Genomic DNA, 21,575 nt, shown 5'->3' on the forward strand with positions numbered 1-21,575 from the left:
GGCCTCGGCGGGGTGCCGGGCGACGTGGCTGAGCGCGGTGCCGGCGCAGCATTCGGCGAGGGCGGCGAGCGCGGCCCCGGCGGTGTCGACGCGCGGCGCGAGCGCCTGGGCCGCGCCCCGGGCGTGTTCGAGGATTCCGGCGGCGTTGCCCTCCAGGTCGCGCAGCCGTTCGAAGGCGGCGGACTCCGCGTCCAGGCGCCGGTTGGCGCTGGTGCAGTGGGAGCAGATCTCGTCCAGTGCCCGGCGCCGGATGTCCTCGTCCTCGTACGGGGCGTCGTCCAGCCGCTGCCGCAGCCGGAAGGCGACGGCGAGCTCGCTCTTGGCGTACACCACCGCCTCGGCGAAGGGCCGCGTCGCCTCCTGGCCCAACTGGACCGTGGCGAAGAGGAGTTCCTCGGCGCTGGTGCGGACCGCGTCGTCGGCGGCGACGAGCGTACGGGCGGCCTCGGCGTCCAGGGCGGGCAGCGGGGTGAGCGGCTGGGCCATGCGGGCCAGGCCGGGCGGTGTCGTCGGGGCGAGGACGGGCCGTCGCAGGGTGGCGCGGCGGCGGGCGGCCCGGCGGGAGCAGACGTAGAGGGCGGTCAGGCACACGAGGGCGGTCACGGTCGCCGGCAGCCACACCTGGCGGTTGCCGGGGACGAGCCCGACGGCGCCGGGGTCGCTGTCGCCGGGCGAGATCGCGGGCGGCCGGACCGGCTCGCCCCGCAGCACGGCGCCGTAGCCGTCGGCGGCCCCGATGGCCGCGCCGGCCCAGTCGTGCTGGGCGATGGCCGGGGCGATGGCGGCGGCCTCGACCTCGTGGAGCTGGGCGCGCCGGAAACCGGAGTCCTCGGCCGCCGAGACGGCGTACTGGTGGCCGTGCGTGGCGACGGCCAGGAGCACGTCGCGCGGCCCCAGACCGTTGCGGTCGGCGGTGGCGTCCGCCCAGGCGTGCGCGGAGCGCCCGGAGAAATCGCGCACATAGGTGACGTACAGCTGGACGTGGTGGGTGGTGCGCAGCCGGTCGAGGGCCGCGGCGACCTGGCCGCGGCGCTGGCCGAGGGCGCCCACGGTGTCGGTGATCCGGCCGCCGGTGTCCAGGTCGAGCGGCGTGTCGGCGCGGGCGGCCGGGCCCGGGAGCAGCAGGGCGCAGAGCGCGACGAGGGCGAGGAGCACCCTGCCCGGGGCCCGGCCCGGCGCCCCCGGCGCGTACCGCCTCGAAAGCCGCGTCACATTTGGGAGCGTATGGCGGTAGTGCCCGACTCGCTACCGGGAGCTCGGGGTCATATACGGTGCGTGTCCGCGCCCCGGCTCACGCCCCCCTGCGGCGGATCTTGCTGCCCAGCCAGACCAGCGGGTCGTACTTGCGGTCCACCGCGCGCTCCTTCAGCGGGATCAGCGCGTTGTCCGTGATCTTGATGTGTTCGGGGCAGACCTCCGTGCAGCACTTGGTGATGTTGCAGTAGCCCAGCCCGTGGTCCTCCTGGGCGGAGCGCTTGCGGTCGATGCCGGCCTCGGCCGCCGCGTCCAGCGGGTGCATGTCCAGCTCGGCGACGCGCATCAGGAAGCGGGGGCCGGCGAAGACGTTCTTGTTCTCCTCGTGATCACGCACCACATGGCAGGTGTTCTGGCACAGGAAGCACTCGATGCACTTGCGGAACTCCTGGGAGCGGCCGACGTCCTCCTGGAGCATCCGGTACTCCCCGGGCGCCAGCCCCTGCGGCGGCACGAAGGAGGGCACCTCGCGGGCCTTGGCGTAGTTGAAGGACACGTCCGTCACCAGGTCCCGTACGACCGGGAAGGCGCGCATCGGGGTGACCACGACGGTCTCGGCGGGGTCGAAGACCGACATCCGGGTCATGCACAGCAGCCGCGGCTTGCCGTTGATCTCCGCACTGCACGAACCGCACTTGCCCGCCTTGCAGTTCCAGCGGACGGCGAGGTCGTTGGCCTCGGTGGCCTGGAGGCGGTGGATGACGTCCAGGACGACCTCGCCGTCGTTGACGGCCACGGTGTAGTCGACCAGGCCACCGCCGTCCGCGTCGCCCCGCCAGACCCTGAAGTGGGCGTCGTAGCTCAAGGTGTCGTCAGCTCCTCGTCGGTCAGGTACTTCACCAGCTCCTCCTTCTCGAAGAGCGCCAGCAGGTCGGCGCGGATCGGGGGCATCGCACGCCGCTCCAGGCGGATGCGGCCCAGCAGCGGGTCGGCGGCGGCCGGGCCGGCGCTGTCCTCCGCCAGCCGGCACACCAGGTTGAGCTGCCGCCACCGCCGGTCCATCCCCGGGTGGTCGTCGCGGGTGTGCCCGCCGCGGCTCTCCGTGCGTTCCAGGGCCGCGCGGGCCACGCACTCACTGACCAGCAGCATGTTGCGCAGGTCGATGGCCAGGTGCCAGCCGGGGTTGAACTGGCGGTGCCCCTCGACACCGGCCCGCCGGGACCGGGCGCGCAGCAGCGCCAGCCGGCGCAGCGCCTCCTCCATCTCCGGGCCCTTGCGGATGATGCCCACCAGGTCGTTCATCACCTGCTGGAGCTCCTGGTGGACGGTGTACGGATTCTCCGCCGGTCCCTGGGAGACGGCCGGGTCGCCGCCCTCCACGCTGAACGGGCGCAGCGCCTCCGCCTCGGCCGCCTCGACATCGCTCTCGGTGACGTCGGGCCGGGCCGCCCCGGCGAGCCCGGCCGCGTACCGGGCGGCGTGCAGCCCGGCCCGGCGGCCGAAGACCAGCAGGTCGGAGAGGGAGTTGCCGCCCAGCCGGTTGGAGCCGTGCATGCCACCGGCGACCTCGCCCGCGGCGAAGAGGCCGGGCACGCCGGTCGCGGCGGCGGTGTCGGGGTCGACGTCCACGCCGCCCATCACGTAATGGCAGGTGGGGCCGACCTCCATGGGCTCGGCCGTGATGTCCACGTCCGCCAGCTCCTTGAACTGGTGGTGCATGGACGGGAGCTTGCGGCGGATGTCCTCGGCCGGCAGCCGGCTGGAGATGTCCAGGAAGACCCCGCCGTGCGGGCTGCCCCGGCCCGCCTTGACCTCGGAGTTGATGGCGCGGGCCACCTCGTCGCGGGGGAGCAGCTCGGGCGGGCGGCGGTTGTTGTCGGGGTCCTTGTACCACCGGTCGCCCTCGGCCTCGGACTCCGCGTACTTCTCCTTGAAGACGTCCGGGACGTAGTCGAACATGAACCGCTTGCCGTCGCTGTTGCGCAGCACCCCGCCGTCGCCGCGCACCGATTCGGTGACCAGGATGCCCTTGACGGACGGCGGCCAGACCATGCCGGTCGGGTGGAACTGCACGAACTCCATGTTGATCAGCGACGCCCCGGCCATGAGCGCGAGGGCGTGCCCGTCGCCGGTGTACTCCCAGGAGTTGGAGGTGACCTTGAAGGACTTGCCGATGCCGCCGGTGGCCAGCACCACGGCCGGGGCCTCGATGACGAAGAACCGCCCGGCCTCGCGCTCGTAGCCGAACACGCCCGAGACCCGGCGGCCGTCCTTCAGCAGCCGGGTGACCGTGCACTCCTGGAAGACCTTCAGGCGGGCCTCGTGGTCACCGAACTCCCGGTGGTCCTCCTGCTGGAGGGAGACGATCTTCTGCTGGAGGGTGCGGATCAGCTCCAGGCCCGTACGGTCGCCGACGTGCGCCAGCCGGGGGTACTCGTGCCCGCCGAAGTTGCGCTGGGAGATCCTGCCGTCCTTGGTGCGGTCGAAGACCGCGCCCCAGGTCTCCAGCTCCCAGACCCGGTCGGGGGCCTCACGGGCGTGCAGCTCGGCCATCCGCCAGTGGTTGAGGAATTTGCCGCCGCGCAGGGTGTCGCGGAAGTGGACCTGCCAGTTGTCGCCCTCGTTGACATTGCCCATGCTGGCGGCGATGCCGCCCTCGGCCATGACCGTGTGCGCCTTGCCGAAGAGCGACTTGCAGATCACCGCGCAGCGCATGCCCTGCTCGCGGGCCTCGATGGCGGCCCGCAGGCCGGCGCCGCCGGCGCCGACCACGACCACGTCCCAGTCCTGCCGGGCCGTATGCGACATCAGGAGAGCCCCTGTTCCCTAGAAGAAGCGCGGATCGTCGAAGACGCCACTGGCGACCAGATACACGTAGAAGTCGGCGGCCGCCACGCTGATCAGCGAGAGCCAGGCGAGCTGCATGTGCCGGGCGTTCAGCGAGCTGACCCAGCCCCACATGCGGTAGCGCACCGGGTGCTTGGAGAAATTGCGGATCCGGCCGCCGACGATATGGCGGCAGGAGTGACAGGAGAGGGTGTACGCCCAGATCAACGCGATGTTGACGAGGAGGACGAGCGTTCCGAGCCCCATGTGGCCCCACGCGCCGTGCTCGTCGCGGAAGCCCAGGACGGTGTCGTAGCTCAGGATGCCCGCGACGATCACCGCGAAATAGAAGAAGTAGCGGTGGATGTTCTGCAGGACCAGCGGGAAGCGGGTCTCGCCGCTGTACTTCGCGTGCGGCTCGGCGACCGCGCAGGCCGGGGGCGAGGCCCAGAAGCCCCGGTAGTAGGCCTTGCGGTAGTAGTAGCAGGTCAGCCGGAAGCCCAGCGGGAAGATCAGGATCAGCAGGGCCGGCGAGAGGCCCCACCACGATCCGAAGACCGGCCAGTCGGCGCCGCCCTCCATGGGGACGCAGTTCTCGGCGACGCAGGGGGAGTAGAACGGCGAGACGTACGGGGCGGCGTAGTAGTCGTCATTGGCGAAGGCCCGCCAGGTGGAATAGACGACGAACGCGAGCAGTCCGGCGGCGGTGACCGCCGGCGCCAGCCACCAGCGGTCGGCGCGCAGGTGGCGGGCGGGGATCGCGGCGCGCGAGGGGTGGTGGACACCACCGCGCGCGTCGGGGGCGGCTTGGGGGTCGGTGCCAGTGGCCAAGAGGGACTCCGGGAGGAGCGGGGAATGGTCGGTGCCTGACTGCCGCGGTGCCTGGGCGAATCGGGCGGGTCAGGGCGCGCGCCGGTCGCAGGCCCCGAGGCCCTCCTCCTCGGCGTCCTTCCACAGCGACGCGTCGTAGGGCGCCTCGGGGATGGGCACCGGCTCGGGGCGGGGGCGCTCCCGGGGGTGGAACTCGCGCAGGAGGGTGACGCTCTCACGCAGGTGCGCGGCATCGGTGCGCACGCGCCGCAGCTCCAGGTCGGTGCTGCCCAGGTGCTTCTCCAGCCGCGCCAGCGCCCGGCCGAGATCGTCCAGACAGCGCTGTACTGCCGTCACTTCGTCGTTCAGGGACATGCTTGCCCTCACTTCCGCGGTCGGCGGTTGCGGGTGGCGACGATGTTGCGACTGAGAGTGTCGCGCGTCACACCCCTCCGGGGGAAGATAGCGATCGCACCTTCGCCGGAACGGGTTCGCCGCGCGGCCGGGACCTGCTGAAACGTTCGTCCACGTGGGTGGCGTGCGCCCGGGAGGCGCCGTGTCGGCGCGTCATCACACCGACTGTCGCATTCAGTGGTGAGCAGTAGATGCGATCAACGGCGCATTGCGCCGAACGTGATCGATCGGCAGTCAGCCCCGTCGGCGGAGGTATCCCATGGCCCCCCTCTCGACCCGCAGGTCCTCAACGCGCCGGTCCGCCGCCCTGCTCGCCGTCGGCATCGTGCTGCCGCTGTCCGTCCTGGCCGCCTGCTCCCAGGGCGGCGACGACGAGGCCGAGGGCACCCTGACACGACCGGACATCGCCGCCACCTCGCGCGGCAGGGTCGCCGACGGGGGCTCCCTGCGCTGGGCGGTGGACGCGCTGCCCGCCACGCTCAACGCCTTCCAGGCCGACGCGGACGGGATCACGCAGCGCGTCACCGGAGCCGTCCTGCCCACCCTCTTCACCCAGGACGAGCGCGGCCGTCCGCAGCGCGACGCCGACTACCTGGCGGCGGCCGACCTCGTCCAGCGCGAGCCCCGGCAGGTCGTCGTCTACAAGCTCAACCCGCGAGCCGTCTGGAACGACGGCAAGGCGCTGTCCGCCGCCGACTTCGAGGCGCAGTGGAAGGCGCTGCGCGGCCGGGACCGGGCCTACTGGACGGCGCACAACGACGGCTACGAGCGGATCGACCGTGTCGAGCGGGGCGCGGACGCCCACCAGGTCAAGATCACCTTCGCCAAGCCGTACGCCGACTGGGCCTCGCTCTTCAGCCCCCTCTACCCCCGGTCCGTCATGCGGACCCCCGACGCCTTCAACGACAGCGCCCGCAACGACCTCAAGGTCTCCGCCGGCCCCTTCCGGGTGGGCCCGCGCTCCAACCGCGAGGGGACCCTCACCCTCGTACGCGACCCGAAGTGGTGGGGCGACCGGGCCAAGCTGGACAAGCTCGTCCTGCGGGCCGCGTCCCGCGACGAGCGCGCCGAGTCCCTGGCGGCCGGCAAGCTCGACGTCGCCGAGGTGAGTCCGGCCGCCGCCGCCCGTATCACCGCCGCCGGCAAGCACCGCGAGAAGGGCGGGGAGGGCAAGCGGACCGCGGTGCCCCCCGCGGACCGCCGGCTGCGCGGGCTGGTCGTGCGCAAATCCCTGGAGCCCTTCTACACACAGCTCGCCCTCAACGGCGCCTCCGGCCCCCTCGCCGACGAACGGGTGCGGCGCGCGGTGGCCCGGGCCATCGACCGCGACGCCGTCGCCACGTCCGTCCTGAAGCCGCTGGGCCTGCCCGCCGCACCGCTGGGCAGCCACGTCTTCATGGCGGGCCAGCACGGATACGAGGACAACAGCGACGCCATCGGCGGCCCCGACCCGAAGGCGGCGCAGGCGCTGCTCGCGGACGCGGGCTGGCAGGAGAGGAAGGAAGGGACGGCGAAGGGGGCCTCCGGGCGCGGCACGGCGGGGAGGAAGCAGGCCGCGGCCCCGGGCGAGGGGCCCGGCACCGAGGACGCCGGCCGGGGCGACGCCGGAGCCGACGAGAAGGGCTCGCGCGACAGCGGGGGCAAGGCGGCCGCCGCCCCGGTCCGGATGAAGGACGGCAAGCGGCTGACGCTCCGGTTCGTGCTGCCGGAGGGCGCGGGCGCGGAGGTGCTGCGGTCGGTCGGCGAGCGCATCGCCCGGCAGCTGGACGCCGTGGGCATCCGCACCGAGATCAGCAAGGTCGGCGACGCCGGCTACTTCAGGGACCACATCGCCGCGGGCACCTACGACCTGGCCCTCTACTCCTGGCCCGCCACCGCCTACCCGGCCACCGACGCCCGCCCGGTCTTCGCCAAGCCCCAGCCCGCCGCCGACGGCTCGCTGCTGGTGGAGCAGAACTACACCCGGGTGGGCACGGACCAGATCGATCAGCTCTTCGAGCAGGCGTCCACCGAGCTGGACGCCGACGCCTCCCGCGATCTGGTCGGGCGCGCGGACGCCCGGATCTGGGCGGCAGCCGGTTCGATTCCGCTCTACCAGCGCCCCGAGCTGGTGGCGGTGCGGCCCGGTGTGGTCAACGCCGGGGCCTTCGGACTGTCCTCACCCCGCTATCAGGACCTCGGCTTCCGGAAGTAACCGCAGCTCACAGTGGGTGTGAGCAGGCTGAGGCGGCCGAAGTCGGCGCAGCCCCGTACCATGGAGGCGAGAGGCCGTGGCGTGTCCTGCCCGGCAGGTGGGTGTACCAGAGGGTGCGCCCGGCCATCCACGATTCCGGGAGAAGCGCCGCAAGTATGCCCACGCGCCACGATATTCGTAACGTAGCCATTGTTGCCCACGTCGACCACGGCAAGACGACCATCGTCGACGCCATGCTCAAGCAGGCGGGTGCCTTCGCCGCGCACCAGCTCGAGTCCGTCGACGACCGCGTCATGGACTCGAACGACCTGGAGCGTGAGAAGGGCATCACGATCCTCGCCAAGAACACGGCGGTGAAGTACCACCCCAAGGACGGCGGCGAGCCGATCACCATCAACATCATCGACACCCCCGGCCACGCCGACTTCGGTGGCGAGGTCGAGCGCGGTCTGTCGATGGTGGACGCGGTCGTGCTGCTGGTCGACGCCTCCGAGGGCCCGCTGCCGCAGACCCGCTTCGTGCTCCGCAAGGCGCTCGCCAAGCGGATGCCGGTCATCCTGTGCATCAACAAGACCGACCGCCCGGACTCCCGCATCGACGAGGTCGTCAACGAGACGTACGACCTCTTCCTGGACCTGGACGCGGACGAGGACCAGATCGAGTTCCCGATCGTCTACGCCTGTGGCCGTGACGGCGTCGCCTCGCTGACCAAGCCGGAGGACGGCACCGTCCCCGCGGACAGCACCAGCCTGGAGCCGTTCTTCTCCACGATCCTGGAGCACGTCCCGGCCCCGACGTTCGAGGAGGACGCGCCGCTCCAGGCCCACGTCACCAACCTCGACGCCGACAACTTCCTCGGCCGTATCGCGCTGCTCCGCGTCGAGCAGGGCGAGCTGCGCAAGGGCCAGACCGTCACGTGGATCAAGCGTGATGGCTCGATGTCCAACGTCCGCATCACCGAGCTGATGATGACCGAGGCCCTCACCCGCAAGCCCGCCGAGGTGGCCGGTCCCGGTGACATCTGCGCCGTCGCCGGTATCCCCGACATCATGATCGGTGAGACCCTGGCCGACCCGGAGAACCCGGTCGCCCTGCCGCTGATCACGGTCGACGAGCCCGCGATCTCCATGACCATCGGTACCAACACCTCGCCGCTGGTCGGCCGTGGCGGCACCGGCAAGGGCGCGGACGCCAAGGCCGCGGTCAAGGACCGCAAGGTCACCGCCCGCCAGGTCAAGGACCGTCTGGACCGCGAGCTGGTCGGTAACGTCTCGCTGCGCGTGCTCGACACCGAGCGCCCCGACGCGTGGGAGGTGCAGGGCCGCGGTGAGCTGGCGCTGGCCATCCTGGTCGAGCAGATGCGCCGCGAGGGCTTCGAGATGACCATCGGCAAGCCGCAGGTCGTCACCAAGCAGGTCGACGGCAAGACCTACGAGCCGGTCGAGCGCATCACCATCGACGTGCCCGAGGAGCACATGGGCGCGGTCACCCAGCTCATGGGCACCCGCAAGGGCCGGATGGACAACATGTCCAACCACGGCTCCGGCTGGGTCCGCATGGAGTTCGTCGTCCCGTCCCGCGGTCTGATCGGCTTCCGCACGGAGTTCCTCACGAACACCCGCGGCACCGGTATCGCCCACTCCATCCACGAGGGCCACGAGCCGTGGTTCGGCGAGCTCAAGACCCGTAACAACGGCTCCCTGGTCGCCGACCGCGCCGGTGCCGTCACCGCCTTCGCGATGACGAACCTCCAGGAGCGCGGCGTGCTCTTCACCGACCCGGGCACCGAGGTGTACGAGGGCATGATCGTCGGCGAGAACTCGCGCGCCGACGACATGGACGTCAACATCACCAAGGAGAAGAAGCTCACCAACATGCGCTCCTCCTCCGCCGACTCCTTCGAGGCGATCGTCCCGCCGCGCAAGCTGTCGCTGGAGCAGTCCCTGGAGTTCTGCCGCGACGACGAGTGCGTCGAGGTGACCCCGGAGGCGGTCCGCATCCGCAAGGTCGTCCTGGACCAGAAGGAGCGCGGCCGCACCGCCTCCCGCGCCAAGCGCTGACGCGAGCGGCCGGCGCCGCCGGACAGCCCACGAGGCCCGGAACCATCACTTTCCGCAGTGGTGGTTCCGGGCCTTCGGCATGTCCGGACGGTGCCCCCGGGCCTTCGCCGGGACGGCTGGTGCTTTATCAGAATCCGCCCGACTGCGTTCGGATACCGGACTGACAGAACCCGTTGTCGTGTTAACAGTCCGTTTCGCGGGTGTCTGTCTGTGATCACTTTGTCCGGATTTCGGACAGGTGTCGCGGATTGCTGTGACCAAAGCGAGACCCTTTAAGTGTGGTTTACAAGGCGGTCGTACTTAATAGTTGGGTTCACTGAGCTCGGGTCAACGGGTCACGCGCTGTGGGGAGCGCCGACTCACGAGCACACTCGAGGTGCCGGTTCCGTCTCCGCTGTCAGGGGTGTCAGCGTGGGGCCGGCGCCTCTCTTGTAGTGATAGTGGACTCCTGAGGAGGGCATACCCATGCGCGGTGCCAAGAGCGCTACCTGGGTCGCGGGTGCGATAGCAGTTGCGTTGACAGCTACGGCCTGTGGTGGCGGTGGAAGTGACAGTGAAGACAACGCGGCTGTCAACCCCGACGGCACCTACACGTACTACAACGTAGAGCCGCAGAACCCGATCATCCCGAGCAACACCAATGAGGTCGGCGGCGGTTACATCGTCAAGAACCTCTTCCGCAGCCTCGTGGGCTTCGACGAGAAGTCGAAGCTGCGCATGGAGGCGGCCCAGAGCATCGACACCACGGACAACCAGCACTTCACGGTCAAGCTGAAGCCGGGCTGGAAGTTCCACAACGGTGAGCCGCAGACCGCGTCCTCCTTCGTGGACGCGTGGAACTGGGCGTCCAACGGCAAGAACGCCCAGCTGAACGCCTCCTGGTTCGAGCCGATCAAGGGCTACGCCGACGTCCACCCGGAGAAGGGTGACCCGAAGGCCGAGAAGCTCGAGGGCCTGAAGGTCGTCAACGACCTCGAGTTCACCATCGAGCTGACGAAGCCTGTCTCCACCTTCAAGGAGCAGCTCTTCTACGACGTGTTCTCCCCGCTGCCCAAGGCGTTCTACAAGGACACCAAGGCGTTCGGCGAGCACCCGATCGGCAACGGCCCGTACCAGATGGACGGGGACTGGTCGCACAAGGTCGAGTTCAAGACCAAGAAGTTCGCGGACTACAAGGGTGACGACAAGCCGAAGAACGGCGGCGTCATCTTCAAGTTCTACAACAAGGACGACGCGGCCTACAACGACCTCGTCTCCGACAAGCTCGACATCATGTACCAGGTCCCCAACTCCATGGCGGGCCAGTTCAAGAACGACCTCGGCAAGCGCGCCATCAGCCAGATGTTCGGTGGCAACACCAACATCTCCTTCCCGCTGTACGACGGCGACTGGGGCAAGCCGGAGAAGGTCAAGGTCCGTCAGGGCCTGTCCATGGCGATCGACCGCGAGACCATCGCCAAGACCGCGCTCAAGGGCAGCAAGGACGCGGCCGACGGGTACACCCCGAAGGTCGTCGAGGGCTACCAGGCAGGCGCCTGCGGCGAGTTCTGCAAGTTCGACCCGGCCAAGGCCAAGGAGCTGATCAAGGCCGGCGGCGGCGTCCCCGGCAACAAGATCACCCTCACCTACAACGCCGACGGCGCGAACAAGGAGTGGGCCGACGCGGTCTGCAACGACATCCGCCAGAACGGCGGCGTCGAGTGTGTGACCGACCCGAAGCCGACCTTCCAGCAGGCGCGTACGGACATCACCGAGCGCCACATGAAGAGCGCGTTCCGCATGGCCTGGGTGCAGGACTTCCCGAACATCCAGAACTTCATCTCCGCGCAGTACCGGACCAAGGCCGGTGCCAACGACATGGAGTTCAGTGACAAGGCCGTCGACGAGCTGATGGACAAGGCCGACGCCTCGAAGACCATCGAGGAGTCGAACAAGCTCTACGCCGAGGCCGAGAAGAAGATCCTGACCGAGCAGATGCCCTCCATCCCGCTCTTCTTCGACCACACGCTCGCCGGATACTCCAAGAAGGTGCAGAACGTGAAGTTCGACTCCTTCCGTCAGGCGATCTGGACCGACGTCGAGGTCAAGAAGTAACCGGGACACGCTTGCAGTGACGTAAGGCCCGGCGGCCGGCGACAGGAGGAACCATGGGGCGCTTTGTCGCGAGGCGACTGCTCCAGATGATCCCGGTCTTCATCGGGACCACTTTGCTCATTTTCTTGATGGTGTATTCGCTGCCGGGCGACCCCGTCAAATCACTCTTCGGTCCCAAGGCGGCCGACCCGGCGACGGTCGCGAGACTGCGCCACCAGTACGGCCTCGACAAGTCCTTGCTCGAGCAGTACTGGAACTACATCTCCGGCCTGTTCCAGGGTGACTTCGGGCAGAGCTTCACCGGCCGGCCCGTCGCCGACCTGATGGCCGAGGCCTTCCCGGTGACCATCCGGCTGGCCCTGCTCGCCTTCGGCTTCGAGGTCGTCGTGGGCATCGCCCTCGGTGTCCTGACCGGCCTGAAGCGCGGGAAGTTCCTGGACCAGTTCGTGCTGGTGCTCACCCTGGTCGTGGTCTCGATCCCGGTCTTCGTGATCGGCTTCATCACCCAGTTCCTGCTGGGCATGAAGTGGCACATCATGACACCGACCGTCCAGGACTCGGAGAACCTCGGGCAGTTGATGGTCCCGGCGATCGTGCTCGCCGCGCTCTCGCTGGCGTACGTCACCCGCCTGACGCGCACCACCGTGGGGGAGAACCTCCGGGCCGACTACATGCGCACCGCCGTGGCCAAGGGCCTGCCGCGCCGCCGTGTGGTCGGAGTGCACCTGATGCGCAACTCCCTCATCCCTGTCGTCACGTTCCTCGGCACCGACCTCGGTCTGCTCATGGGCGGCGCCATCGTCACCGAGGGCATCTTCAACATCCAGGGTGTGGGCAACACGCTCTTCCGGTCCATCCAGACCAGTGAAGGCCCCACCGTGGTCGGCATCGTGACCGTGCTGGTTCTCGTGTACCTCGTGACCAGCCTCGTCGTCGATCTGCTGTACGCCGTCCTGGACCCGAGGATCCGTTATGCCTGAGAAGACGCTGCCTCACGAGACCCAGACGCCCGAGGCCGTTTCCACGGCGCTCAAGGAAGGGTCCAACAAGCCCCGCAGCCTGGGCCAGGACGCCTGGCGCGAGCTGCGCGGCAGCTGGCTGTTCTGGGCCTCCGGCGTACTGCTGGTCCTCTTCATCGTCATGGCGGCGTTCCCGACGCTGTTCACCGACGTGGACCCCCGTCAGGCCGACCTGCGCGGTCACTACCTCGCCCCGCCGAACTGGTCCCACTTCTTCGAGGTCGACTGGTTCGGCTACAACGGACAGGGCCAGAGCGTCTACGCGCGTACCGTCCACGGTGCCCGCGCGTCGGTCATCGTCGGTGTCTGTGTGACCCTCGCGGTGACGGTCCTCGGCGGCTTCGTCGGCATGCTCGCCGGCTACTTCGGCGGCTTCGTCGACACCCTGCTCTCGCGCCTGACCGACATCTTCTTCGGCATCCCGCTGCTGCTCGGTGCTCTGACCCTGCTCCAGGCGTTCACGCACCGCACCGTATGGACCGTGACGCTCGGCCTGGCCACCTTCGGCTGGATGCAGATCGCGCGCGTCATGCGCGGTGCGGTCATCACGCAGAAGCAGGCGGACTTCGTCACGGCGGCCCGCGCCCTGGGTGCCGGAACCGGCCGGATCCTCTTCCGGCACATTCTGCCGAACGTCCTCGGCCCGGTGATCGTCGTCGCCACCATCGCGCTCGGCGGCTACATCTCCACCGAGGCGACCCTGTCCTACCTCGGTATCGGTCTTCAGGACCCCGTGGTCTCCTGGGGTGTGGACATCGCCGCCGGCCAGTCCCAGCTGCGTGACGCCCCCCACGTCCTGCTCGTCCCGGCCAGCTTCCTGAGCCTGACCGTGCTCGCGTTCATCCTGCTCGGCGACGCGGTGCGCGACGCCCTCGACCCCAAGCTGCGCTGAGGGAGGCGTACGTGACCACTATGGAAAAGACCGCGAACGTCCCCGAACCCCGGGCGGCACAGGACGGCGGCACCCCGCTGCTCGAAGTCCGCGACCTGCACGTGGAGTTCCACACCCGCGACGGCGTCGCCAAGGCCGTCAACGGCGTGAACTACTCCGTCGACGCCGGCGAGACCCTCGCCGTGCTCGGCGAGTCCGGGTCCGGCAAGTCCGTGACCGCGCAGGCGATCATGGGCATCCTGGACATGCCGCCGGGCAAGATCCCGCAGGGCGAGATCCTCTTCCGCGGCCAGGACATGCTGAAGATGTCCGCCGAGGAGCGCCGGAAGATCCGTGGCAGCAAGATCGCCATGATCTTCCAGGACGCGCTCTCCTCGCTGAACCCCGTGCTGAGCGTGGGCTATCAGCTCGGCGAGATGTACCGGGTGCACCAGGGCCTCTCCAAGAAGGAGGCCAAGGCCAAGGCCATCGATCTGATGGACCGGGTCCGCATCCCGGCCGCCGCGGCGCGGGTGAACGACTACCCGCACCAGTTCTCGGGCGGCATGCGCCAGCGCATCATGATCGCGATGGCGCTGGCCCTGGAGCCGGACCTGATCATCGCGGACGAGCCGACCACCGCGCTCGACGTGACGGTGCAGGCCCAGGTGATGGACCTGCTGGCCGAGCTCCAGCGCGAGTACAACATGGGCCTCATCCTCATCACCCACGACCTCGGTGTGGTGGCGGACGTCGCCGACAAGATCGCGGTGATGTACGCCGGCCGGATCGTGGAGACCGCGCCGGTGCGCGAGCTCTACAAGCGCCCGGCGCACCCGTACACCCGCGGTCTGCTGGACTCGATCCCGCGCCTGGACCAGAAGGGCCAGGAGCTCTACGCGATCAAGGGTCTGCCGCCCAACCTGCTGCACATCCCGAGCGGCTGCGCGTTCAACCCGCGCTGCCCCAAGGCGCAGGACATCTGCCGCACCGACACGCCGGCCCTGGCGCCGGTCGCCGAACAGGACGGCACGGAGCTGGCCGGCCGCGGGAGCGCCTGCCACTTCTGGAAGGAGACGATCCATGGCTGAGGCCGCCAAGAACGACGAGGCCGTCTCCGACGTGGTGCCGTCGACCGCGGAGACCACCGCCGAGGTGGAGGCCGTCCTCGACACCCCCGGTGAGCGCGGCGAGCCGATCCTCCAGGTCCGCAACCTCGTCAAGCACTTCCCGCTGACGCAGGGGATCCTCCTGAAGAAGCAGATCGGCGCGGTCAAGGCCGTCGACGGTGTCTCCTTCGACCTCTACAAGGGCGAGACGCTCGGCATCGTCGGTGAGTCCGGCTGTGGCAAGTCCACGGTCGCCAAGCTGCTGATGACCCTGGAGACGGCGACGGCCGGCGAGGTCTTCTACAAGGGCCAGGACATCACCAAGCTGTCCGGGCGCGCGCTGAAGGCCGTGCGCCGCAACATCCAGATGGTGTTCCAGGACCCGTACACCTCGCTCAACCCCCGGATGACGGTCGGCGACATCATCGGCGAGCCCTTCGACATCCACCCCGAGGTGGCGCCCAAGGGCGACCGGCGCAAGCGCGTCCAGGAGCTGCTGGACGTCGTCGGTCTCAACCCGGAGTACATCAACCGCTATCCGCACCAGTTCTCGGGCGGCCAGCGGCAGCGCATCGGCATCGCGCGCGGGCTCGCGCTCAACCCCGAGATCATCATCTGCGACGAGCCGGTCTCGGCGCTGGACGTCTCGGTGCAGGCGCAGGTCATCAACCTGATGGAGCGGCTCCAGAACGAGTTCGAGCTCTCGTACCTCTTCATCGCGCACGACCTGTCCATCGTGCGGCACATCTCCGACCGGGTCGGCGTGATGTACCTGGGCAAGATGGCGGAGATCGGTACGGACTCGGAGATCTACGACCACCCGACGCACCCCTACACCCAGGCGCTGCTGTCGGCCGTCCCGGTCCCGGACCCCGACGCCCGTGAGGGCCGTGACCGCATCATCCTCACCGGTGATGTGCCGTCCCCGGCCAACCCGCCGTCCGGCTGCCGTTTCCGTACGCGCTGCTGGAAGGCGCAGGACAAGTGCGCCGAGGAGGTGCCGCTGCTGGCGGTGCCCCAGGTGTTCGCGGGCAAGGACACGCTCGCGGCGCACGAGTCGGCGTGCCACTTCGCCGAAGAGCGGGACGTCGTCCACGCGGCGTGACGTAGCGTACGTACGTACGAATCCGAAGGGGTGTCCGGGCCGGGAGGCTCGGGCACCCCTTCGGCGTTCGCCGGCGCGGGGGCGTGCGGCGGTCGTGGGGGCGATCGGGCATCCGGGCGGTTTCTCGGCCGACGTCCGCACGGTCAGCGTCCATAGAGGTGCACTGCGTCATGGTATGGGGTGTTATTTGGGCCTAAGTGATTTCCGGGACCCCGAGGAGGCACTCCATGCGCGGAGCCACGCACGCCGCACGGGCCCTCTGCGCGCTGTCCCTCGTGCTGGCCACCACGGGGTGCGGCGGAGGGAACGGCGGCGGGCCCGGGGTCGTGCGGGCCTCCTGGGGGGACCCGCAGAACCAGCTGGAGCCCGCCAACACCAATGAGGTCCAGGGCGGCAAGGTCCTCGCCATGATCTTCCGCGGGCTCAAGCGGTACGACCCGCAGAGCGGCGCGGCCGAGAACATGCTCGCCGAAAAGATCGAGAGCACCGACCAGCGGAATTTCACCGTCACCCTGAAGAGCGGCTGGACCTTCAGCAACGGCGAGGCGATCACGTCGAAATCCTTCGTGGACGCCTGGAACTATGCCGCGCTCGCCGACAACAAACAGAAGAACGCATCCTTCTTCGAGTACATCGACGGATACGACAAGGTCCACCCCGACAGCGGCGCCCCGAGCGCCAGGACGCTCCCCGGGCTCGCCGTCAAGGACGACAAGACCTTCACGGTCAGGCTGCGGACCAAGTTCTCCACCTGGCCCGACACCCTCGGCTACGCCGCCTATGCCCCGCTCCCGAGGGCCTTCTTCGACGACCACGCGGCCTGGCTGAAGAAACCGGTCGGCAACGGCCCGTACGCCATCGACTCCTACCGCCGGGGCTCGTCGATGATGCTCAGCAAGTGGGAGGACTATCCCGGTGACGACAAGGCGCGGAACAACGGGGTGGAACTGCGGGTCTACACCGACAACAACACCGCCTACACCGATCTCCAGGCCGGCAACCTCGACCTGGTCGACGACATCCCCAGCGCCCAGCTCAAGAACGTCAAGAAGGACCTCGGCGACCGCTACATCAACCAGCCGGCCGGCATCATCCAGACCCTGGCCTTCCCGATGTACGACGACAGGTGGTCGAGGGCCGACGCCGCGAAGGTCCGCAGGGGCCTGTCCATGGCGATCAACCGCGCGCAGATCACCGACCAGATCTACCGCAAGACCCGCACCGCGGCGACGGACTGGACCTCCCCGGCCCTCGGCGACAAGGGCGGCTACCGGTCCGGCCTGTGCGGTGACGCCTGCCGGTACGACGCCGCCGCCGCGAAGAAGCTGATCGAGGACGGCGGGGGCCTGCCGGGCGGCCGGGTCACCCTGACCTCCAACGTCGACACCGGATCGCACCGCGTCTGGATGGACGCCGTCTGCAACAGCATCAACAACGCGCTCGGCAACGACAAGGCGTGCACCGTCAATCCCGTCGGCACCTTCGCCGACTTCCGCAACCAGATCTCCCAGCAGCGGATGACCGGCCCCTTTCGCTCCGGCTGGCAGATGGACTACCCGCTCATCCAGAACTTCCTCCAGCCGCTGTACTCCACCGACGCCTCCTCCAACTACGGCAAATTCAGCGACCCGCAATTCGACCGGCTCGTCGACGAGGCCAACGCCGAGAACTCGCAGGACAAGGCCAACGGAAAGTTCCAGGACGCGGAGCGGATCCTCGCCGAGCGGATGCCGGCCATTCCGCTCTGGTACCAGAACGGCAACGCCGGATATACGGACCGGCTCTCCGAGGTCACCCTCAACCCCTTCAGCGTGCCCGTCTACGAGCAGATCAAGGTCGGCTGATCCGCACGGCCCCCGAGCGCCCCGCGCTGCCCCTTCCGACGCGTGACCCCCGGAGACCTCATGGGACGGTATGTGATCCGGCGGCTGCTCCAGATGATCCCGGTGTTCATCGGCAGCACGTTCCTCATCTTCTTCATGGTCTACGCACTCGGCGACCCGGTCGCCGCGCTCTTCGGCGACAAGGCGCCCGACCCCGCGACGGCCGCGCGGATCCGCGCGGACCTCTATCTCGACGAGCCCCTGTGGAAGCAGTACCTGCACTACATGGGGCAGATCGTCACCGGCGACTTCGGCACCGCCTTCAACGGCCAGCGGGTCACCGAACTGATGGCCGACGCCTTCCCGGTGACCCTGCGCCTGACCGTGGTCGCCCTCCTCTTCGAGATCCTCCTCGGCATCGTGCTCGGTGTCCTCAGCGGGCTGCGGCGCGGACGCTCGGTGGACACCACCGTGCTGCTGCTGACCCTGGTCGTCGTCTCCATCCCGACCTTCGTCAGCGGCTATGTGCTGCAGTTCCTCGTCGGCGTGAAGTGGGAGGCCGTCTCACCGTCCGTCTCGCCCGCCGCGCCGTTCGACGAACTGATCCTGCCGGGCGTGGTGCTGGCCCTGACCTCGCTGGCGTACGTGACCCGGCTGACGCGGACGTCCATCGCGGAGAACTCCCGCGCCGACTACATCCGCACCGCCGTCGCCAAGGGCCTGCCGCGCCGCCGCATCGTCACCCGGCACCTGCTGCGCAACTCCCTCATCCCCGTCATCACCTTCATCGGCACCGACATCGGGGCCCTGATGGGCGGCGCCATCGTCACCGAGCGGATCTTCAACATCCACGGTGTCGGCTACCAGCTCTACCAGGGCATCCTGCGGCAGAACTCGCCCACGGTCGTCGGCTTCGTGACGATCCTCGTCATCGTCTTCCTGCTGGCGAACCTGCTCGTCGACCTCCTCTACGCCGTGCTCGACCCGAGGATCCGCTATGCCTGAGCCCGACCCCTATGCCGCCAAGGAAGCCATCACGCCCGGCGACGGAGGGGCGATGACCCTGGCCACCGAGGACGCCGAGACGCTGGAGGCCGGGCCCGTCCCCGGTGGTCCCGCCAGTGGCAAGGCCCGCAGCCTGTGGTCCGACGCCTGGCACGACCTGCGGCGCAACCCCGTCTTCGTCGTCTCCGCGCTGATCATCATCTTTCTGGTCCTGATCGCCGTCTGGCCGGGTCTGATCGCGAGCGGTAACCCCCTCCAGTGCGACCTGGCCAAGGCCCAGGAGGGCTCCCAGCCGGGCCACCCCTTCGGCTACGACGCCCAGGGCTGCGACGTCTACACCCGTACGGTCCACGGGGCCCGCGCCTCCATCGCCGTCGGCATCTGCGCGACGGCCGGCGCCACGCTGCTGGGGAGCGTGCTGGGCGGGCTGGCCGGGTTCTTCGGCGGCTGGTGGGACGCGCTGCTGTCGCGGATCGCCGACATCTTCTTCGGCATCCCCATCATCCTCGGCGGGCTGGTCTTCCTCTCCGTCGTCACCAGCGGATCGGTGTGGCCCGTGGTCGGGTTCATCGTGCTGCTGGGCTGGCCGCAGATCTCCCGCATCGCCCGCGGCTCCGTGGTCACCGCCAGGCAGAACGACTACGTCCAGGCCGCCCGGGCGCTCGGCGCCGGCAACGCGCGGATGCTGCTGCGGCACATCGCGCCCAACGCCGTGGCGCCCGTGATCGTCGTGGCGACCATCGCCCTCGGCACGTACATCGCCCTGGAGGCGACCCTGTCGTTCGTGGGCGTCGGCCTCAAACCGCCCACCGTCTCCTGGGGCATCGACATCTCCAACGCCTCCGTCCAGATCCGCAACGCCCCGCACATGCTGCTGTGGCCGGCGGGAGCGCTGAGCATCACGGTGCTGGCGTTCATCATGCTCGGCGACGCGGTGCGCGACGCCCTCGACCCCAAGCTGCGCTGAGGAGCCGCCGGATGGACCACGAGGACGGCCGGCCGACGGCCCTGCTGGACGTACGGGACCTGCGGGTGGAGTTCCGCACCCGCGACGGCGTGGCCAAGGCGGTCAACGGCGTCACCTACAGCGTGGCCGCCGGGGAGACGCTGGCCGTGCTCGGCGAGTCGGGCTCGGGAAAGTCGGTGACCGCCCAGGCCGTCATGGGCATTCTCGACTCGCCTCCGGGCCATGTCACCGGCGGCCAGGTCTTCTTCCGCGGCGAGGACCTGCTGACGATGCCCGCCGAGACCCGGCGCCGGGTGCGGGGCGCCAAGATGGCCATGATCTTCCAGGACGCGCTGTCCTCGCTCAACCCCGTGATGAGCGTGGGCGCCCAGCTCTCCGAGATGTTCGAGGTGCACGACGGGATGACCCGCAAGGACTCCCGGGCGAAGGCGGTCGAGCTGATGGACCGGGTGCGCATCCCGGCGGCCAAGGAGCGGGTGGGCGACTACCCCCACGAGTTCTCGGGCGGCATGCGCCAGCGCATCATGATCGCGATGGCGCTGGCCCTGGAACCCGACCTGGTCATCGCCGACGAGCCGACGACCGCGCTCGACGTCACCGTCCAGGCCCAGGTGATGGACCTGCTGGCAGACCTCCAGCGCGAGTACACCATGGGCCTCGTCCTCATCACCCACGACCTCGGGGTCGTCGCCGACGTCGCCGACCGGATCGCGGTGATGTACGCGGGGCGCATCGTGGAGACCGCACCGGTGTACGAGCTGTACGCCGCGCCGGCGCACCCGTACACCCGCGGGCTCCTCGACTCCATTCCGCGCCTGGACCAGAAGGGGCAGCAGCTCTACGCCATCAAGGGCCTGCCGCCCAACCTGACGGCGATTCCGCCCGGCTGCCCCTTCAATCCGCGCTGCCCCCTGGCGCAGGACGTCTGCCGCACCGACCGGCCACCGCTCTTCACCGTGGCCCCCGGCCGCGCCAGCGCCTGCCACTTCTGGAAGGAAACCCTCGATGAGCGCTGACGGCGAGGTGATTCTGGAGGTCCGGGACCTCGTCAAGCACTACCCGCTGACCCAGGGCATCGTCTTCAAACGGAAGATCGGCGCCGTCCGGGCCGTCGACGGCGTCTCCTTCGACCTGCGGCACGGCGAGACGCTCGGCGTCGTGGGGGAGTCGGGCTGCGGCAAGTCCACGATCGCCAAGCTGCTGGTCGGCCTGGAGCGACCGACCTCCGGAGGGATCCGCTACAAGGGCGAGGACCTCGCCACCCTGTCCGGGCGGGCGCTGAAAGCCGTACGCCGCAACATCCAGATGGTCTTCCAGGACCCGTACACCTCCCTCAACCCCCGGATGACGGTCGGCGACATCATCGGCGAGCCGTACGAGATCCACCCCGAGGTCGCTCCCAAGGGCAGCCGCCGGCAGAAGGTGCGCGAGCTGCTGGACGTCGTCGGCCTCAATCCCGAGTACATCAACCGCTATCCGCACCAGTTCTCCGGCGGCCAGCGGCAGCGCATCGGCATCGCGCGCGGGCTCGCGCTCCGCCCGGAGATCATCGTCGCCGACGAGCCGGTCTCGGCGCTGGACGTCTCGGTGCAGGCGCAGGTCGTCAATCTGCTGGAGCGGCTCCAGGGCGAGTTCGGCCTGTCGTACGTCTTCATCGCGCACGACCTGTCGGTGGTGCGGCACATCTCCGACCGGGTCGCGGTGATGTACCTGGGCAGGCTGGCCGAGGTGGGCACGGACACGCAGATCTACGAGCACCCCACCCACCCGTACACCCAGGCGCTGCTGTCGGCCGTCCCCGTCCCGGACCCGCGGGCGCGCGAGCGGCGCGAGCGCATCCTGCTGACGGGCGACGTCCCCTCGCCCGCGCACCCGCCGTCCGGCTGCCGCTTCCGCACCCGCTGCTGGAAGGCCCGGGAGAAGTGCGCGCTGGTGGTGCCGCCGTTGGAGGTGCCGGACTGGTTCCAGGAGGGCGCGGATCCCGCGGCGCACGACTCGGCCTGCCACTTCGCGGAGGAGCGCGCCGTGGTCCCGCCGGAGGGCGGCCCGGGGACGCCGGCTCCCTAGGGGCGCACCCCCGCTGC

At 69.5% G+C, this 21,575-nt stretch carries 17 protein-coding genes; 12 read left to right on the forward strand and 5 right to left on the reverse strand.

Features of this window, described 5'->3' with window-relative positions; genetic code table 11:
* The 5 genes from J7E86_RS25715 to J7E86_RS25735 all read right to left on the reverse strand — a co-directional run.
* The coding region (locus tag J7E86_RS25715; protein WP_215084709.1) for a TPM domain-containing protein at positions 1 to 1,212 on the reverse strand (1,212 nt) is incomplete at its 3' end.
* A 79-nt stretch (positions 1,213 to 1,291) separates the two neighbouring features.
* A complete protein-coding gene (locus J7E86_RS25720; protein WP_215084711.1) occupies positions 1,292 to 2,059 on the reverse strand; it encodes a succinate dehydrogenase/fumarate reductase iron-sulfur subunit in 768 nt (255 codons plus the stop codon).
* Positions 2,056 to 4,002, reverse strand: coding sequence for a fumarate reductase/succinate dehydrogenase flavoprotein subunit (locus J7E86_RS25725; protein ID WP_215084713.1), 1,947 nt, complete (start codon positions 4,000 to 4,002; stop codon positions 2,056 to 2,058). The genes J7E86_RS25720 and J7E86_RS25725 overlap by 4 nt, the downstream gene beginning before the upstream one ends.
* An 18-nt stretch (positions 4,003 to 4,020) precedes the next feature.
* Entirely contained in the window at positions 4,021 to 4,851 is an 831-nt protein-coding gene (locus tag J7E86_RS25730; protein ID WP_215084715.1) for a hypothetical protein, read from the reverse strand.
* A gap of 69 nt (positions 4,852 to 4,920) precedes the next feature.
* Entirely contained in the window at positions 4,921 to 5,205 is a 285-nt protein-coding gene (locus J7E86_RS25735) for a hypothetical protein (RefSeq protein ID WP_215084717.1), read from the reverse strand.
* Positions 5,206 to 5,503: 298 nt separating this feature from the next.
* On the opposite strand from J7E86_RS25735, the gene J7E86_RS25740 reads away from it, so the two are divergent.
* From J7E86_RS25740 to J7E86_RS25795, 12 genes are all read left to right on the forward strand, one after another.
* Positions 5,504 to 7,438 (forward strand): ABC transporter family substrate-binding protein, encoded by a 1,935-nt coding sequence (locus J7E86_RS25740; RefSeq protein WP_215084719.1) that lies wholly within the window; start codon positions 5,504 to 5,506, stop codon positions 7,436 to 7,438.
* Positions 7,439 to 7,593: 155 nt separating this feature from the next.
* Positions 7,594 to 9,498 (forward strand): translational GTPase TypA, encoded by a 1,905-nt coding sequence (gene typA / locus J7E86_RS25745; protein ID WP_215084720.1) that lies wholly within the window; start codon positions 7,594 to 7,596, stop codon positions 9,496 to 9,498.
* Between the two features lie 465 nt (positions 9,499 to 9,963).
* A complete protein-coding gene (locus tag J7E86_RS25750; protein ID WP_215084722.1) occupies positions 9,964 to 11,592 on the forward strand; it encodes an ABC transporter substrate-binding protein in 1,629 nt (542 codons plus the stop codon).
* Positions 11,593 to 11,645: 53 nt separating this feature from the next.
* On the forward strand, positions 11,646 to 12,572 hold the full coding sequence (locus J7E86_RS25755; RefSeq protein WP_215084724.1) for an ABC transporter permease: 927 nt from the start codon (positions 11,646 to 11,648) through the stop codon (positions 12,570 to 12,572).
* The gene (locus tag J7E86_RS25760; RefSeq protein ID WP_215084726.1) at positions 12,565 to 13,503 is read left to right on the forward strand and encodes an ABC transporter permease; all 939 of its coding nucleotides are present in this window, start codon (positions 12,565 to 12,567) and stop codon (positions 13,501 to 13,503) included. The genes J7E86_RS25755 and J7E86_RS25760 overlap by 8 nt, the downstream gene beginning before the upstream one ends.
* 11 nt (positions 13,504 to 13,514) lie before the next feature.
* Positions 13,515 to 14,573: an ABC transporter ATP-binding protein gene (locus J7E86_RS25765; protein WP_215084728.1), complete on the forward strand. Its 1,059-nt coding sequence runs from the start codon at positions 13,515 to 13,517 to the stop codon at positions 14,571 to 14,573.
* On the forward strand, positions 14,566 to 15,696 hold the full coding sequence (locus J7E86_RS25770; protein WP_215084730.1) for an ABC transporter ATP-binding protein: 1,131 nt from the start codon (positions 14,566 to 14,568) through the stop codon (positions 15,694 to 15,696). Before J7E86_RS25765 ends, J7E86_RS25770 begins: the two co-directional genes overlap by 8 nt.
* Positions 15,697 to 15,923: 227 nt before the next feature.
* Positions 15,924 to 17,540 carry an ABC transporter substrate-binding protein gene (locus J7E86_RS25775; RefSeq protein ID WP_215084732.1) on the forward strand — a complete coding sequence of 539 codons (1,617 nt, stop codon included), beginning with the start codon at positions 15,924 to 15,926 and terminating at the stop codon, positions 17,538 to 17,540.
* Positions 17,541 to 17,600: 60 nt separating this feature from the next.
* Complete coding sequence (locus J7E86_RS25780) at positions 17,601 to 18,524, forward strand: ABC transporter permease (RefSeq protein ID WP_215084734.1); 924 nt, start codon at positions 17,601 to 17,603, stop codon at positions 18,522 to 18,524.
* Positions 18,517 to 19,491, forward strand: coding sequence for an ABC transporter permease (locus J7E86_RS25785; protein WP_215084736.1), 975 nt, complete (start codon positions 18,517 to 18,519; stop codon positions 19,489 to 19,491). The genes J7E86_RS25780 and J7E86_RS25785 overlap by 8 nt, the downstream gene beginning before the upstream one ends.
* Positions 19,492 to 19,502: 11 nt before the next feature.
* Positions 19,503 to 20,507: an ABC transporter ATP-binding protein gene (locus J7E86_RS25790; protein WP_215084738.1), complete on the forward strand. Its 1,005-nt coding sequence runs from the start codon at positions 19,503 to 19,505 to the stop codon at positions 20,505 to 20,507.
* Entirely contained in the window at positions 20,497 to 21,558 is a 1,062-nt protein-coding gene (locus J7E86_RS25795; RefSeq protein ID WP_215084739.1) for an ABC transporter ATP-binding protein, read from the forward strand. Before J7E86_RS25790 ends, J7E86_RS25795 begins: the two co-directional genes overlap by 11 nt.
* Positions 21,559 to 21,575 lie beyond the last annotated feature (17 nt).

It is taken from the genome of Streptomyces sp. ISL-11, assembly GCF_018614525.1.
Lineage (GTDB): Bacteria > Actinomycetota > Actinomycetes > Streptomycetales > Streptomycetaceae > Streptomyces.